Annotated in this window: 7 protein-coding genes and 4 pseudogenes; 3 read left to right on the top strand and 8 right to left on the bottom strand. The window is 54.8% G+C overall.

Annotated elements, in window-relative coordinates; translation table 11 throughout:
- Positions 1-2: 2 nt before the first annotated feature.
- A complete protein-coding gene (gene cysJ / locus K6K13_RS16980; protein WP_222158031.1) occupies positions 3-1,820 on the bottom strand; it encodes an NADPH-dependent assimilatory sulfite reductase flavoprotein subunit in 1,818 nt (605 codons plus the stop codon).
- A gap of 499 nt (positions 1,821-2,319) precedes the next feature.
- Here cysJ and queD point away from each other — a divergent pair, with 499 nt between their 5' ends.
- On the top strand, positions 2,320-2,682 hold the full coding sequence (gene queD / locus K6K13_RS16985) for a 6-carboxytetrahydropterin synthase QueD (protein WP_222158032.1): 363 nt from the start codon (positions 2,320-2,322) through the stop codon (positions 2,680-2,682).
- A 16-nt stretch (positions 2,683-2,698) separates the two neighbouring features.
- Here queD and queE read toward each other — a convergent pair whose 3' ends face one another.
- Entirely contained in the window at positions 2,699-3,370 is a 672-nt protein-coding gene (gene queE, locus K6K13_RS16990) for a 7-carboxy-7-deazaguanine synthase QueE (protein WP_222158033.1), read from the bottom strand.
- Between the two features lie 231 nt (positions 3,371-3,601).
- Here queE and K6K13_RS16995 point away from each other — a divergent pair.
- Positions 3,602-4,486: pseudogene (locus tag K6K13_RS16995) on the top strand (MBL fold metallo-hydrolase); the annotation flags it as partial.
- Here K6K13_RS16995 and K6K13_RS17000 read toward each other — a convergent pair.
- The 6 genes and pseudogenes from K6K13_RS17000 to rlmD all read right to left on the bottom strand — a co-directional run.
- Positions 4,415-5,089 (bottom strand): annotated as a pseudogene (locus tag K6K13_RS17000) (MFS transporter); the annotation flags it as partial. The pseudogenes K6K13_RS16995 and K6K13_RS17000 sit on opposite strands and share 72 nt — an antisense overlap.
- Before the next feature lie 366 nt (positions 5,090-5,455).
- The gene (eno, locus tag K6K13_RS17005; RefSeq protein ID WP_222158035.1) at positions 5,456-6,757 is read right to left on the bottom strand and encodes a phosphopyruvate hydratase; all 1,302 of its coding nucleotides are present in this window, start codon (positions 6,755-6,757) and stop codon (positions 5,456-5,458) included.
- Between the two features lie 80 nt (positions 6,758-6,837).
- Positions 6,838-8,475 (bottom strand): glutamine hydrolyzing CTP synthase, encoded by a 1,638-nt coding sequence (gene pyrG / locus K6K13_RS17010; protein WP_222158036.1) that lies wholly within the window; start codon positions 8,473-8,475, stop codon positions 6,838-6,840.
- Between the two features lie 226 nt (positions 8,476-8,701).
- On the bottom strand, positions 8,702-9,499 hold the full coding sequence (mazG, locus tag K6K13_RS17015; RefSeq protein ID WP_222158037.1) for a nucleoside triphosphate pyrophosphohydrolase: 798 nt from the start codon (positions 9,497-9,499) through the stop codon (positions 8,702-8,704).
- Positions 9,500-9,571: 72 nt separating this feature from the next.
- The gene (gene relA / locus K6K13_RS17020; RefSeq protein WP_222158038.1) at positions 9,572-11,803 is read right to left on the bottom strand and encodes a GTP diphosphokinase; all 2,232 of its coding nucleotides are present in this window, start codon (positions 11,801-11,803) and stop codon (positions 9,572-9,574) included.
- 9 nt (positions 11,804-11,812) lie between these two features.
- Positions 11,813-13,208: pseudogene (gene rlmD / locus K6K13_RS17025) on the bottom strand (23S rRNA (uracil(1939)-C(5))-methyltransferase RlmD).
- A gap of 60 nt (positions 13,209-13,268) precedes the next feature.
- Between rlmD and barA the strand changes: the two are divergent.
- Positions 13,269-15,998, top strand: a pseudogene (gene barA, locus K6K13_RS17030) (two-component sensor histidine kinase BarA).
- Positions 15,999-16,005 lie beyond the last annotated feature (7 nt).

Here is a 16,005-nt window from a genome sequence, read left to right on the forward strand (position 1 = left end):
CGCTAGTACACATCGCGCTGATAACGGCGCTCAAGGCGCAGTTCGCTTAAAAATTCATCGGCCTGTTCTGCATCCAGACCGCCGTGAGTAACGATGATGTCCAGCAGCGCCTGCTCCACATCTTTCGCCATACGGTTGGCATCGCCACACACGTAAAGATGGGCGCCATCCTGGATCCAGCGCCACACCTGTTCACCCTTCTCGCGCAGTTTGTCCTGCACATAGATCTTGTGTGCCTGATCGCGCGACCAGGCCAGATCGATATGCGTCAGCAGCCCGTCTTTCACGTAGCGCTGCCATTCCACCTGATAGAGAAAATCTTCGGTAAAGTGCGGGTTGCCGAAAAACAGCCAGTTTTTGCCTTCGGCACCGTCCGCTTCGCGCTGTTGCATAAAGGCACGGAACGGGGCAATACCGGTACCCGGTCCGATCATGATGACGGACGTCGAAGGATCGGCAGGCAGGCGGAAGTGATCGTTATGTTCGATAAAGACCTGGATCTCATCGTCTTCCTGCAAACGATCCGCCAGATAACCTGATGCACCGCCCGTTCGCGCACGTCCCTCATAGTCGTAGCGCACCACACCAACGGTAATATGCACCTCGCTTTCAGCGTCAGCCTGAGAAGAGGCAATGGAATAGAGGCGCGGCGTCAACGGGCGCAACCAGCCAATCAGCTGCTCCGGCGTCAGTTCCGTCGGTGCCTGGCGCACCATATCCACCAGCGGCGTGCGCTGGGCAAACTGTTGCAGCGCAGGTTTTTCGGCCACCAACCCCAACAATGTCTCATTACGTGACAACGCGGCGTACTTCTCCACCAGCGGCGCCGTGTTTTGCGTCAGTTCAAAATGCCGTTGCAGCGCCTGTGACAAAGGTTGTGTATCACCCGCTACGGTCACAGGTTCATCCCCTTTCAGCCACAGCAGTTCCAGCAACTCTTGCACCAGCGCCGGATCGTTGTGATACCACACGCCGAGCGAATCACCCGGCTGATAGCGCAACCCGGAATCCCCGAGGTCGATCTCAATATGGCGTACATCTTTGTCGGACGCACGCCCCGTAATTTTCTGATTCACGGCGAAACTTGCCGTGTAAGGGGCGGTTTTACTGTACGGACTGCTGGAAATTTCATCCCGCGCGCCGCTGGCGCTCGCCTGAACTGTTGCTGCGCCTTGTGCCGGTACGCGCGCCTGAAGGATATCAACAATCTGCCGACGCCACTGCTCAGCGGCCGCCTGATAGTCAACATCGGCATCCACGCGATCGAGCAGGCGCTCTGCGCCCAGTTCGGCCAATCGACCATCAACATCTTTACCGGCTTTGCAGAAGAATTCGTAAGAAGTATCCCCCAATCCGAACACCGCAAACGACGTGGTTTTTAGCGCGGGGGCTTTCTTGGAGAACAGGAACTTATGCAGCGCCACGGCCTCTTCCGGCGGTTCCCCCTCCCCTTGCGTGGAGGTCACCAGCAGCAGCAGCAGCGTTTCCTGCGCGATTTGCTTAAATTTATAATCGCCTGCATTCACCAGCGTGACCGCAAGCTTGGCAGCCAACAAATCGTCGCGTAATTGTTCCGCGACACGGCGGGCATTGCCCGTTTGCGACGCGGAGATAAGGGTGATGCTTTGGGCTGGCGCAGCGGCACTGACCGGGAGCGACACGGCCGACACGGCACCGCTCTGAGCCCCATTGCCCTGCGCGACGCCCCAAAAATAGCCTGACAGCCAGGCCAACTGCGCTGGAGAGAAATCCCCCGTGGCGCTTTGCAAACGCGCGAGCTGCTCGGCACTAAGCGGCAGCAACGAAACCGGAGTGGTCATCGTGATTTCAGTGTCCTTTTAAGTCGTCCCGCCAGATATACCCGTCATACTTCACGTTGCTGGTGCGTTGGCTGCACTCGTTCACCCGAATCACTTACTTATGTAAGCTCATTGGGATTCTCTCCCTTGCCGCGTTACGAGACGCATAAATGAGCCTCGCCCTAAAGGGCCAGCGCAAGCGCTGTTCAAAACGTAAACGTTTTGTCCTGCAACTCGAATTATTTAAGGTATAGCGATATTTCTACAATACAAAGTTGTATGAAATATAAGGTTACCTATCTAGCGCGCAACAATTAAAGACGCGATGGCAATATTTAATAACCAAAATGCCTAAATGGTTTTTCTGATAACCCTTAACGCTTAAAGCGTTATAGGTCGCCCGATCAGGTACCCCCCGATCATTCAGATTATTCTTCGACCAAACGTGCTTCAAGGACGACTTTCCGGTAGTATGCGACGGCTTTTGTTTACGCTCGGTTATCCCTTCAGGAACGTTGTTATGGTCACTACCCTATTTAAAGATTTTCAGTTTGAAGCCGCCCACCACCTGCCGCACGTGCCGGAAGGGCACAAATGCGGTCGTTTGCACGGGCATTCCTTTATGGTGAGACTGGAGATCACCGGTGAAGTCGACCCGCATACCGGCTGGGTGATGGATTTCGCAGACTTGAAAGCGGTATTCAATCCGGTCTGGCAGCAGTTGGATCACCACTACCTCAATGAAATCCCCGGCTTGGAAAATCCCACCAGCGAGGTGCTGGCACATTGGATCTGGCAGCAGTTAAAACCCACATTGCCTCTGCTGAGCGCCGTGATGGTGAAAGAAACCTGCACGGCGGGCTGCGTTTATCGCGGGGAGTAAAAGGATCGGCCTGCTATCAGGCGATATTCAGATACTTGTGCGTCTGCATCGACAGACGCCAGTTACGCGCGATACAGGTTTCGATGCAGAGTTTGGTCGCCGCATCTTTCTGGCTAATGGGCTGCAAAGCGATAATCCGTGCTTTGTCATCGTGTAAACGCGCCAGCAGGGTATCCAACGCCTCAATATCTTTCTCTCGCGCCACCGGATGCTTGATTTCATCAGCGCGCACTAATGCCTGATCGAGCACCACCATGCCGCCGCGCATATTCACTTTGGGTGAGACCGTGACCCAGGTTTGCGGCGAACAGCGCACCTCATGGGTGCCGCTGGTTTCTATCTGGCAGCGATAGCCGTTGTGCTCGAGATAGGCGGTCAACGGCGTCAAGTCGTGGATACAAGGCTCCCCCCCGGTGATAACGATATGCCTGGCGCTATACCCCTCTTGCTGGATGCGCGCCAGAATCGCTGGCGGGCTGGCGGGTGCCCAGGCATCGCTCTCCTGCGTCTTTACCAGAATATGCTCCAGCGTAGTTTCACGCTCAGCAAACTTATCCCAGGTGTGTTTGGTATCGCACCAACTGCAACCCACCGGACACCCTTGCAGGCGTACAAAAATCGCCGGAACACCGGTAAAAAAGCCTTCGCCTTGCAGGGTTTGAAACATCTCATTTATCGGGTACAGCATAACATCCTATCACTTAACTATCGGGTGCCAGCCCGGTCAGGCTGGTAAACCCCCATTATCGCAGATTGCCTGCGGTGCGCCAAACCCCACATTGCGCGACAGCGCCAGATAACAGATGCACGACAACGTTACGATAGGGGGTGATAACATTTGAGGAATGTTGCAGTTCGGTTAATAATCAAAGGGATTGCCCATTTATTTTTCACGGTGTTTACGACAAGGAACGATACGATGAAACCTCTGAAAGCGGCGTGCCTGATAGCGATGACAGCCTTCGGCCTCCCCGATGTCGCCGTGGCCGAAGCCACGACGCAAGTCAAAACCCAACCCGGCCACTACCGGCAGTTACTGGGTCAATATGAAATCACCGCGCTTTCAGATGGCACCAACGCCATGCCGATGGATAAGCTGCTCACGCGCACCGATCCCAACACCATTCGCCAGTTGCTGGCCGAGAAATCCTTGACCCCCACCGTTGAAACCTCCATCAATGCATTTCTGGTCAACACGGGGAAAAATCTGGTGTTGATTGATACCGGCAACGGCACCCAAGCCAACAGCAACGTCGGAAAAGTGCAGAAAAACCTATTGGCGGCGGGCTATCGCCCCGAACAGGTCGATACCATCCTGATGACCCACCTGCACGGTGACCATTTTGGCGGTCTGGTGCAAAACGGTAAGCTCGCCTACCCGAATGCGACCGTTTACGTTTCGCAAAAAGAGTATGATTTCTGGTTGGATCCGCAGCACCTGGCGCAAGCGGCCCCTGAACGCAAGCCCGCCTTCCAACGGGTTCAGGATGTCTTTAAGATCCTGGCAGCGGCAAATAAAGTAAAAACATTCACCGGAGATGCTGCGCTGCTGCCGGGTATTACGCCGGTGTTTGCACCCGGCCACACGCCGGAGCATACCGCCTATAGCATCGTCAGTGACGGCCATAAATTGCTGGCATGGGGCGATATCGTACACGCCGAAGCAGTGCAAATGCCGATACCGGAAACGACCATCAGCTTCGATTCAGATATGGATCAGGCCACCAAAACGCGTGAAACCCTGTTTGCTCAGGCTGCCAGTGAAGGTTATCTGGTGGCGGGCACCCACCTGCCGTTCCCAGGTAAAGAAATAGACCAGCGTCAACACCGCGGCGCAAATCACCGAGAACACCAGGCTTGAATAGAAGAAAGAAATCGAGTTGTCTTTGCCAAAGTGGCTGAGCAGAATACCCGGCAGGAACGCCGCCAGAATGGCAGAAAGCTGCGCCAGCGCGATACGCGCGCCGGAGAATTTGGTTTTCTGTTTAAAATCATCGGTCATTTCCGGTACCAGCGTTTCATACGGTACCAGAATCATGGTGTAGACGACGTCAAATACCAGATAGGTCAGCAGATAGTACCAGTACCCCATATCGCCCACCCACATAAAGCTGTAGCTGAACACACAGGGAATACCCAGCAAAATAAAGAATTTACGGCGACCAAAGCGTTTACCCAATCGGGTAGAACCAAAGTTGTCCGTCAGGAACCCCATCAGTGGGCTGACGACAGCATCCAGTACTCTGGCCATCGCGAAAATAAACGTGGCTTCAATGGGCGTCAGACCACAAAACGTGGTGTAAAAATAGAGCAACCACGCCGCCGTTAGCGCCGTGGTGCCCGCACCGAGAAAATCACCTGAGCCGTAAGCCAAATAGTTGGCCAGCCCAATTTTACGCGTTTTCATTTGCCATCCTTCCTGTGTCATTGTTTTTATGAAGGTAATGCGGCAGGGTACAACCCCTTTACTGCCGTGATAGCTAAACTACTGCCGGGACGTTGGGAAAACCTTTGCACCGTTGCCACGCCCCGAACGGGATTGGCATCCCAGGGAAGAACGCGACGATCGACCTCAAGGTTTTTATAAAAAGATATTTTAAACCAATGAAACCGGCGGTTCGTTTATGGCGATCACAGGGTGGTAAGCACAGGAGTGGAGGGGGATACGGACGTGGAAGGGATAATCAGGGAACAAAAATAAAAAAACCCAGAGACGCTTACGCGTTTCCGGGCTTCGGTAGCCGGGCGAAAAGGCCCGGCAGCAGACAGGCGATTAGGCCTGGCCTTTCACTTCTTTCAGACCGTTGAATGCAGCACGGCCAGCCAGTGCTTCTTCGATACGGATCAGTTGGTTGTACTTGGCAACGCGATCAGAGCGGCTCATGGAACCGGTTTTGATCTGACCAGCAGCAGTACCTACCGCCAGATCGGCGATAGTAGCATCTTCGGTTTCGCCAGAACGGTGAGAGATAACGGCAGTGTAGCCCGCATCTTTCGCCATCTTGATAGCAGCCAGGGTTTCGGACAGAGAGCCGATCTGGTTGAATTTGATCAGGATGGAGTTAGCGATACCTTTCTCAATGCCTTCTTTCAGGATCTTGGTGTTGGTAACGAACAGGTCGTCGCCCACCAGCTGGATTTTGTCGCCCAGCACTTTGGTCTGGTAAGCAAAACCGTCCCAATCAGATTCGTCCAGACCGTCTTCGATAGAAACGATCGGGTATTCTTTGGTCAGGCCTTCCAGATAGTGGGTGAACTCTTGAGAAGTGAAAGTTTTGCCTTCGCCTTTCAGTTCGTAGTTGCCAGTTTCTTTGTTGTAGAACTCAGAAGCCGCACAGTCCATCGCCAGCGTAACGTCTTTGCCCAGCACATAACCGGCATTTTTTACCGCTTCAGCGATAACAGCCAGTGCTTCTGCGTTGGAACCCAGGTTCGGCGCGTAGCCGCCTTCGTCGCCAACGGCAGTGTTCAGGCCTTTGCCTTTCAGCACTTTCGCCAGGTGATGGAACACTTCAGAACCGATACGGATCGCTTCTTTCACCGTTTTCGCGCCAACCGGCTGAATCATGAACTCTTGAATATCAACGTTGTTGTCAGCATGTTCGCCACCGTTGATGATGTTCATCATCGGCAAAGGCATAGAGAATTTGCCCGGGGTACCGTTCAGTTCAGCAATGTGTTCGTACAGCGGTTGGCCTTTGGATGCTGCTGCTGCTTTGGCGTTAGCCAGAGACACCGCCAGAATGGCGTTAGCACCAAAGTTGGATTTGTTGTCAGTACCGTCCAGGTCGATCATGATCTGGTCGATGGCAGCCTGATCTTTGGCATCTTTGCCCAGAATAGCCTGCGCCAGCGGGCCATTCACCGCGCCAACAGCCTTGGTCACGCCTTTGCCCAGGAAGCGGGATTTGTCGCCATCACGCAGTTCCAGCGCTTCGCGAGAACCAGTAGATGCGCCTGACGGTGCAGCGGCCAGACCTACAAAGCCCCCTTCCAGGTGAACTTCGGCTTCAACGGTCGGGTTTCCGCGTGAGTCGATGATTTCACGGCCGATGACTTTAACGATTTTGGACATTAGATTTTCCTCAGTACAAGTTAAACTAAAACCTTAGACGAACAACGCGCGGTACTGGACCGCGCGTTGCTGAAAAACCCTTACTTCACCTGACGCTTTTGATAAGCGCCAGCGGCTTTAACGAAACCGGCAAACAGGGGATGCCCATCTCGCGGTGTCGATGTAAATTCCGGATGGAACTGACAGGCCACGAACCACGGATGCTCAGGGAGTTCAACAATCTCCACCAGTTTGCGGTCGGCGGAGAGACCAGCAACACGCAATCCCGCCGCTTCAATTTGTTTCAACAGCATGTTGTTCACTTCATAGCGGTGACGGTGACGTTCAATAATGGTCGCTTCACCGTACATCCCGCGCACCAGGCTACCTTCCGCCAGGTGGCACGGTTGACCGCCCACGCGCATGGTGCCACCCAGATCGCTCTCTTCGCTACGCACTTCGAGGTTACCCTCTTCATCACGCCATTCGGTGATCAGCGCAACGACCGGGTACTTACAGTCTGGCACAAATTCCGTTGAGTTTGCCGCTTCCATGCCCACAACGTTACGGGCAAATTCCATCAATGCGACCTGCATTCCCAGGCAAATGCCCAGATAAGGGATGTTATTCTCACGGGCATAACGCGCCGCCATGATTTTACCCTCAACACCCCGGTAGCCGAACCCCCCTGGGATCAAGATAGCATCAAGATCTTTGAGAACTTCAACGCCGCTCGTTTCTACATCCTGCGAATCGATCAGCTTGATGTTGACGGTCAGGCGATTTTTCAACCCGCCGTGCTTCAGGGCTTCGATCACCGATTTGTAGGCATCTGGCAGTGCGACATATTTACCCACCATGCCGATGGTAACTTCGCCACCCGGATTGGCTTCCTGATAGACAACCTGTTCCCATTCGGACAGGTCTGCCTCGGCGCAATTCAAGCTGAATCGTTTACAAATATAATCGTCTAATCCCTGCGATTTCAAGAGCGCCGGGATTTTATAAATCGAATCAATATCTTTTAAGGAGATTACTGCTTTTTCCGGCACATTACAGAATAAAGCAATCTTCGCACGCTCGTTGGCAGGCACGGTGCGGTCAGAACGGCAAATCAGCACGTCCGGCTGAATACCGATAGAAAGCAGCTCTTTTACCGAGTGCTGAGTCGGCTTGGTTTTCACTTCGCCCGCTGCCGCCAGGTATGGCACCAGCGTCAGGTGCATAAACAGGGTATGCTCACGACCGACTTGCACCGCCATCTGCCGAATCGCTTCAAGGAACGGCAGAGACTCGATATCACCAACGGTGCCGCCAATTTCCACCAACACCACGTCATGGCCTTCGCCGCCTTCAATGATGCGTTCTTTGATGGCATTGGTAATGTGCGGAATCACCTGAATGGTCGCCCCCAGATAGTCGCCGCGACGCTCTTTGCGCAGCACATCGGAGTAGATACGGCCAGTGGTGAAGTTGTTGCGGCGCGTCATTTTGGTGCGAATAAAGCGCTCGTAGTGGCCTAAGTCGAGATCGGTTTCCGCGCCGTCTTCGGTGACAAAGACTTCACCGTGCTGCGTCGGGCTCATCGTGCCCGGATCCACGTTGATGTACGGGTCCAGTTTCATGATGGTAACGTTGAGGCCACGGGCTTCGAGAATAGCCGCCAGAGAGGCTGCGGCAATGCCTTTACCCAGAGAGGATACGACCCCGCCGGTCACAAAAATATAATTAGTTGTCATGCTGAACCTGAGAGTTTAGGTTTAAAACGATGTGGAGTACCAGGACGGGAAAGTAGTATACCTGAACCTGATGAAGGCTACAAATGTTGCTTTTCATCATTGTGGCGATCGTAAGGGTGCGACTAAACCGATGTATCACGCACAAATGGCATGAAACATCGTATTAAAAATCATAAAGATAAATAACGAAACAGATAGAAAAGTGCAGCAGTACGATTAAAATCGCTTAATCGTCCTTTTCTTGACGTTTTACCTGTTCCCAGGCCGCGTCCATTTCCTCAAGCGTCGCCTGTTCGACTGTTTTTCCCGAGGCGATAACAATCTGTTCTACCTGACGGAAACGGCGGCTGAATTTGCGGTTTGCTGCCTGAAGCGCGTTTTCGGCTTTCTGGCCAAGGTGGCGCGAAAGATTGACCGTAGCGAATAATAAATCGCCCACTTCTTCAGCCAGCTTCTCTTCATCCACCACCGCCTGTCGGGCTTCGTGCATCACTTCATCAATCTCTTCATACACTTTATCAACGACAGGTCCCAGGCTGTTCCAGTCGAAACCTACCGACGCGCAGCGCTGCTGGATTTTGTGCGCTTTCATTAAGGCGGGCAAGGCATCAGGGATATCATCCAACGCCGAATAATGGGCTTTTTCAGCGCGCTCCTGGGCTTTAGTTTGCTCCCAGTTGGCAAGCACCGCGTCACTGTCGGTGAGCGTTGCATCGCCAAAGATATGCGGATGTCGCCGTTCAAGCTTGTCGCTTATCGCATCGCACACCGCAGAAAAATCAAACAATCCCTGCTCTTGCGCCATCTGGGCGTAAAACACCACCTGAAACAGCAGATCGCCCAATTCGCTGCGCAGATCGTCGAAATCCTGGCGTGCAATCGCATCCAGCACTTCGTAGGTCTCTTCCAACGTGTAGGGCGCGATGGTGTCAAAGGTTTGCTTGCGATCCCACGGGCAACCGTTTTCCGGATCGCGCAGTGTGTTCATAATGGAAAGAAGACGTTCAATAGCCGCTGCTGTCATGCCTGATTCCTAAAGTAGATGATAAAAAAGCGCCGCTCCCTGCGCTGACCGGAAACGACGCCTTTTTCGCGATTACGCCCCTTGCTGGCGACGTGCGTCAATGACATCCGGCAGTTGGTTAAGCTTCGCCAGCACCCGTCCTAATACCTGAAGGTTGTAGATCTCGATCTCCATGTCGATCACCGCGATCTGCTGCTTGGTATCACTGCGGCTGGACACGCCCAGCACGTTCACCTTTTCGTTCGCCAGAATGGTGGTAATATCGCGCAGCAACCCACTGCGATCGTTGGCGGTTACGCGCACCGTCAGCGAGTAGCCGCTGGAATAGCTTTCGCCCCAGACGGCATCGACAATCCGCTCCGGCGCATGGCTGCGCAGATCGTCTAACTGCTCACAGTCGGCGCGATGGATAGAGATACCGCGTCCGCGCGTGATGAAACCGATGATCTCATCGCCCGGGATCGGCAGGCAGCACCGCGCGATATGATGCATCAGATTGCCAACCCCTTCTACCACAATGCGGCCGCTGTCTTTGCGGCTGTTCTGCGGCGGCGCTTTCTGCTGGGTGAGCTGACGCAGCGCTTCGCGATCCTGCTCCTCAGCACTGGGCTGATTGAGCTGGGCCTGAAGGAAGTTCACCATCTGGTTAAGGCGGATATCCCCGCCGCCAATACCGGCCAGCAGTTCATCAAGCGAGTTGATGTTATAGCGCGGCAGCAGCAGCTTCTCTGCAGCTTTGAGGCTGATCCCCAAATGTTCCAGCTCGTTATCCAGAATCTGGCGCCCGGCCAGAATATTCTTGTCACGATCTTGCTTGCGGAACCAGTTATGGATCTTGGAGCGGCCACGGCTGGTGGTGATATAGCCCAGGTTCGGGTTTAGCCAATCACGACTCGGGTTCGGCTGCTTCTGCGTGATGATTTCAATCTGATCGCCCATCTGCAACTGGTAGGTAAAGGGCACAATGCGCCCGCCAATTTTGGCCCCGATGCAACGATGCCCGATATCGCTGTGAATGTGGTAGGCGAAATCCAGCGGCGTGGAGCCGGTCGGCAGATCGACCACGTCGCCTTTTGGTGTAAACACATAGACGCGATCGTCGAAGACCTGGCTGCGCACTTCGTCCAGCATTTCGTCTGAATCGGCCATTTCCTCTTGCCAGGTGAGCAACTTACGCAGCCAGGCAATGCGCCCTTCGTAACCGGAACGCCCCCCGGCGACAGCACCCTCCTTGTATTTCCAGTGCGCTGCCACACCCAGTTCGGCATCTTCATGCATCTGTTTGGTGCGAATCTGGATTTCAAGGGTTTTGCCCCTCGGCCCCAACACCACCGTGTGGATGGACTGATAGCCGTTGGGTTTGGGGTTCGCCACGTAGTCGTCGAACTCGTCAGGCAGATGACGATAGTGCGTGTGAACGATACCGAGCGCCGCATAGCAATCCTGCAAGCGTTCAACCACGATGCGCACGGCGCGCACATCAAACAGCTCATCGAACGACAGGGATTTTTTCTGCATCTTGCGCCAGATGCTGTAGATATGCTTGGGCCGGCCATAGATATCGGCCTTAACGCCCTCGCCCGCCATCGCGGTGCGCAGCGTTTTGACAAAATCGTCAATGTACTGTTCACGATCAATACGGCGCTCGTGCAACAGTTTGGCGATTTTTTTGTATTCATCCGGGTGCAGATACCGGAAGCAGAAATCTTCCAGCTCCCATTTGAGCTGGCCGATGCCGAGGCGGTTCGCTAAGGGCGCGTAGATATTGGTACACTCTTTGGCCGCCAGCACGCGCTCTTCTTCCGGCGCGTCTTTCACTTCACGCAGGTGTGCAATGCGCTCCGCCAGTTTGATCACCACGCAGCGGAAATCTTCCACCATCGCCAACAGCATACGGCGAATATTGTCCACCTGCTCGGAGGCGACAGAATCGTGTTGCGTCGCCTTCAGTTGACGAATCGCATCCATATCGCGCACGCCGTGCACCAAATCGACGATATTCTTGCCAAAGGCTTCGCGCAGCGTGTCTTCATCCACCACACCGGAGTCTGCCAGCGGGAACAGCATCGCCGCGCGCATGCTGTCGTTATCCATGCTGAGGGTGGAGAGGATCTCCACCATTTCAATACCGCGCCATAACAGCAACATCGCATCGGGATGGCCCTGCGTATGCTGTTCACAATAGCGCCAGGTCTCGGCTAAGCGTTCACACGACTGCTGATTATTGATGCCCAACGATGCAATCCAGGCATCTGGCACAAACTCGCCGTCCGTATTCAAATGCGCACTTCTTACCGCAACCATAAATTCTCCCTACAATGCCGCTTTGCCAGAGCGTGCCGCCTTACCAGAACGCTGCAAAAACAGTGCCATCGATTCAAGGTGGCCGGTGTGAGGAAACATATCCAACATGGCGACCTGCGCCAACGTGTAACCTGCGGCCAACAGCACTTTACTGTCCCGCGCCAATGTCGTGGGGTTACACGAAACATAGACCACACGCTGTGGTGCAAGTTTAACAATTTGAGGCATCACTTCCGCCGCCCCGGCGCGTGCCGGGTCTAGCAGTATCTTATCAAATCCCTGGGCGCTCCAGGACTGTTGCGCAACATCCTCGTCGAGATTTTGGTGAGAAAATGTGACGTTAGACAAGCCGTTACGGCGCGCATTCTCTCGCCCCTTCTCCACCAACGCCGACCACCTCTGCCGCACGCGTGGCCAGCGGCAGCGTGAAATTGCCCATGCCGCAAAACAGATCGAGAATGCGGTCTTGCGGCTGCACATCCAGCCACGCCAACGCCTGTGCCACCATCAGCTGATTTACCGCATCATTGACCTGAATAAAGTCGCGCGGGCTGAAGGCAAGCGTCATGTCGCTCACGCGATAAACCGGCGTATCGCCCGTCAGGGAGGTGACGACATCGGCCTCCGGTGCCAGATAGATAGCCACCTGCTGCGCGACGGAAAACGCGCGCAACGCATCGGTGTCCGCGGCACTCAGGGCATCAAGATGGCGCAACACCAGCAGCGGACCGTTATCCGCCAGCACCAGTTCCACATGACCAAGCCGTTTCACCCCTTGCAACTGGCTGAGGCACTGACGCAACGGCGCTAACAGGGCATCCAGTTCCGGCACCAACACCGGGCAGGTCGCGATATCCACCACATCGTGCGATTGCCCCTGGCGGTATCCCATGCGTAAACCCGGCGCAGGTTGAAGCTCTGATTTAGCGTGGGCTGACGCCTTCCCGCCCACCGAGGCAGGTTTGTCTCCCGTCAAAAAGTATAACGCAAGACGCGCACGCCGACGGTAACCATAGGCCGGTCCCGCAATCAGTCCGATATCCGTCAGCGTTTGTCCGGTTTCTCGCGTCATCAGCTTTTGCAGCGCGGCCGATTTACTGCGCTGTTGCAACGCAACATCGGCATGCTGCTGCTGGCAACCGCCGCACACGCCAAAGTGCGGACAGCGCGGTTCCACACGCTGCGCACTGCGCGTCAGCAGCCGTTTAAGTTCAGCACGCGCATACTGGCGTTTATCCTCGGTCAGCCGGACTTCCGCCTGCTCCTCCGGCAGCACGCCGGGCACGAAAACGGTTTTGCCTTGATGACGCGCGACACCCTGCCCGAAGGGATCGAGATCGGTCACGTTCACGTTAATGGTTTGCCGGGTCGTCACACGCCGGTTTGGAGAGTAGAATTGCGCCATAGTTTGCTATTGTGTCTTTAAGCTGAACGTCTGGGCCTAATTCTCCCACATTGGAACCTCATGACCAAATACAGTCTGCGTGCTCGCATGATGATACTGATTCTGGCCCCGACATTGATTATCGGATTGCTGCTCAGTACGTTCTTCGTTATTCACCGCAGCAATCAGTTGCAAGACCAGCTTGCCAGCGCGGGGGCCAGTATTATTGAGCCGCTTTCCGCCGTTTCCGCCTTTTCGATGGTATCGAACCAGCAGGAGATGATTCAGCCGCTGATCAATATGCTGCATCGGCGTCATTCCGACATTGTACGCGCCATTATCATCACTAACGCACAACATCAGGTGTTGTTCAGCACCGATTCGCGCCATATCACCCAACTGATTGATGCGGTAAAACAGCAGCAGATGCCGTCAGGGCTTCATTCTCACCAGGTTGATAACATGCTGTTATTGCATATGCCTATCACCATCGGCCCGGAATTTACCCGTCATGCGGGCAAGGTCGATCGTCCCGGCGCGACCATAGGGTATGTGTTGCTGGAGCTGGATACCGACTCCGTCATGCTGCAACAGCTTTATCGCCACGCTGTTGATGCTGCTGTGTATGGGGATTGCTGGTCTGTTCGCCTATCGTCTGGTGCGCGATGTCACCATGCCGATACGCAATATGGTGGATACCGTCGATCGTATCCGGCGCGGTCAATTGGACAGCCGTGCGGAAGGGTGCATGCTGGGCGAACTGGATATGCTGAAAAACGGCATCAACGCCATGGCGATGTCCCTGACGGCCTACCACGAAGAGATGCAGCAAAATATCGATCAGGCCACTTACGATCTCAGAGAAACGCTGGAACAAATGGAGATCCAGAACGTCGAGTTGGATTTGGCGAAAAAGCGGGCGCAAGAGGCCGCGCGCATCAAATCCGAGTTTTTGGCCAACATGTCGCATGAGCTGCGCACCCCGCTTAACGGCGTGATCGGTTTCACCCGTCAAACGCTGAAAACCACACTAACCGCCACCCAGACCGACTATTTGCGCACCATCGAGCGTTCTGCCAACAACTTGCTGACCATCATCAATGACGTGCTGGATTTCTCCAAGCTCGAAGCGGGCAAGCTGGTGTTGGAAAACATCCCGTTCTCACTGCATAACACGCTGGATGATGTCATCACGCTGTTAGCGCACACCGCCCATGAGAAAGGGTTAGAGCTGACGCTCAACATTCAACCCGGCGTGCCCGAGCGTTTTATCGGCGACCCGATGCGTCTGCAACAGGTGATCACCAACCTGCTGGGCAATGCCATCAAATTCACCGAAAAGGGCAATATTGATATCCGCGTTGAACGTCACCGCCAGAGCCATAAACGGCTGGAGTTGGAAATTCAGATCCGAGATACCGGTATTGGCATCGCCGAAGGGCAGCAGGCACAGTTGTTCCAAGCATTTCGGCAGGCGGATAACAGCATCTCCCGCCGCCACGGCGGCACCGGGAGATGGGCGGCGATATTCGCTTCCAAAGCACGGTAAACCAAGGCTCCACCTTTTGGTTCCACATCGCGCTAACCTGCGATCCGCACAGCAGTGTGGCAGAGAGTAATCCCGCCGTACTGCAAGGACACAGCATTGCCTATGTGGAAGCCAACGCCTCCGCCGCACAGGCCGGGCTCGATATTCTGGGGCAAACACCGTTGCAGGTGCACTTTAGCCCTACCCTTGAACAGCTACCGCCGCAACATTTTGATATTTTGCTGCTCGGCGTCCCGGTCCGGCATCGTAATACCTTGCAGGATTACACCTCGCAGTTGCGCGATATGGGCCGTAAAGCAGACTGTGTAATTTTAGCTTTGCCCAGTCTGGCGCAAATGGATGCAGAACAGTTGAAATCCTTCGGTATCCACGCTTGTCTGAGCAAACCCCTGTCCTCGGTACGCCTGCTGCCCTTAATACAGGAAGGGTTGTTGATTCAGCAGTTATCCCTACTGCCAGTGACGCACGCGACAACGCAGCCCACACCGCGCTTGCCGCTGTGTGTAATGGCGGTGGATGACAATCCGGCCAACCTGAAACTGATCGGCACCTTGCTGGAAGAGCAGGTGGAAAACACCCTACTGTGCGACAGCGGTGAAGACGCTATCGGGCAGGCGGCCATGCAGGATATCGACGTCATCCTGATGGATATCCAGATGCCCGGCATGGATGGCATTCGCGCCAGCGAGCACATCCGCCAGCTTTCCCGCCACGCCACCACGCCGATTATAGCGGTCAGTGCCCATTCACTGAGTGACGAGCGCAAATCATTGCTGCAAGCGGGAATGGATGGTTATCTGGCCAAGCCTATTGATGAGCAGATGCTGGCATCGGTATTGGCGCGTTATACCCAACAACCGGTGATACAGGCTGAGCACGAGAACGGCAGCATAGTGCAGTTGCTGGCGGAACATGACGACAGCCAGCTCTCACTCGACTGGTCGCTGGCAACGCGTCAGGCAGCGAATAAACCCGATCTGGCGCGCGACTTGCTGCAAATGCTGCTGGACTCCCTGCCGGACGTACAGCAACACATCGAAAGGCTGTTAGCGGGCCACCCCGTGGCAGACACACTGTCACTGATTCATAAACTGCACGGCAGTTGCGGCTACAGCGGCGTGCCACTCTTAAAGCAACTGTGTTACACGCTGGAAACCGCACTGCGTAAGGGAACGGACGAGCTGGAACTGGAGCCGGAATGGCTGGAACTGCTCGACGAAATCGCCAATGTACGACGGGCGGCACAGGCGCACTTGCAGTGATCCGTTT

The organism is Symbiopectobacterium purcellii (assembly GCF_019797845.1).
Lineage (GTDB): Bacteria > Pseudomonadota > Gammaproteobacteria > Enterobacterales > Enterobacteriaceae > Symbiopectobacterium > Symbiopectobacterium purcellii.

What these genes read in the sequence shown, in the direction of transcription:
- eno (WP_222158035.1), bottom strand. Translation starts at nt 6,757, where the DNA reads ATGTCCAAAATCGTTAAAGTCATCGGCCGTGAAATCATCGACTCACGC.
- cysJ (WP_222158031.1), bottom strand. Translation starts at nt 1,820, where the DNA reads ATGACCACTCCGGTTTCGTTGCTGCCGCTTAGTGCCGAGCAGCTCGCG.
- queE (WP_222158033.1), bottom strand. Translation starts at nt 3,370, where the DNA reads ATGCTGTACCCGATAAATGAGATGTTTCAAACCCTGCAAGGCGAAGGC.
- queD (WP_222158032.1), top strand. Translation starts at nt 2,320, where the DNA reads ATGGTCACTACCCTATTTAAAGATTTTCAGTTTGAAGCCGCCCACCAC.
- mazG (WP_222158037.1), bottom strand. Translation starts at nt 9,499, where the DNA reads ATGACAGCAGCGGCTATTGAACGTCTTCTTTCCATTATGAACACACTG.
- relA (WP_222158038.1), bottom strand. Translation starts at nt 11,803, where the DNA reads ATGGTTGCGGTAAGAAGTGCGCATTTGAATACGGACGGCGAGTTTGTG.
- pyrG (WP_222158036.1), bottom strand. Translation starts at nt 8,475, where the DNA reads ATGACAACTAATTATATTTTTGTGACCGGCGGGGTCGTATCCTCTCTG.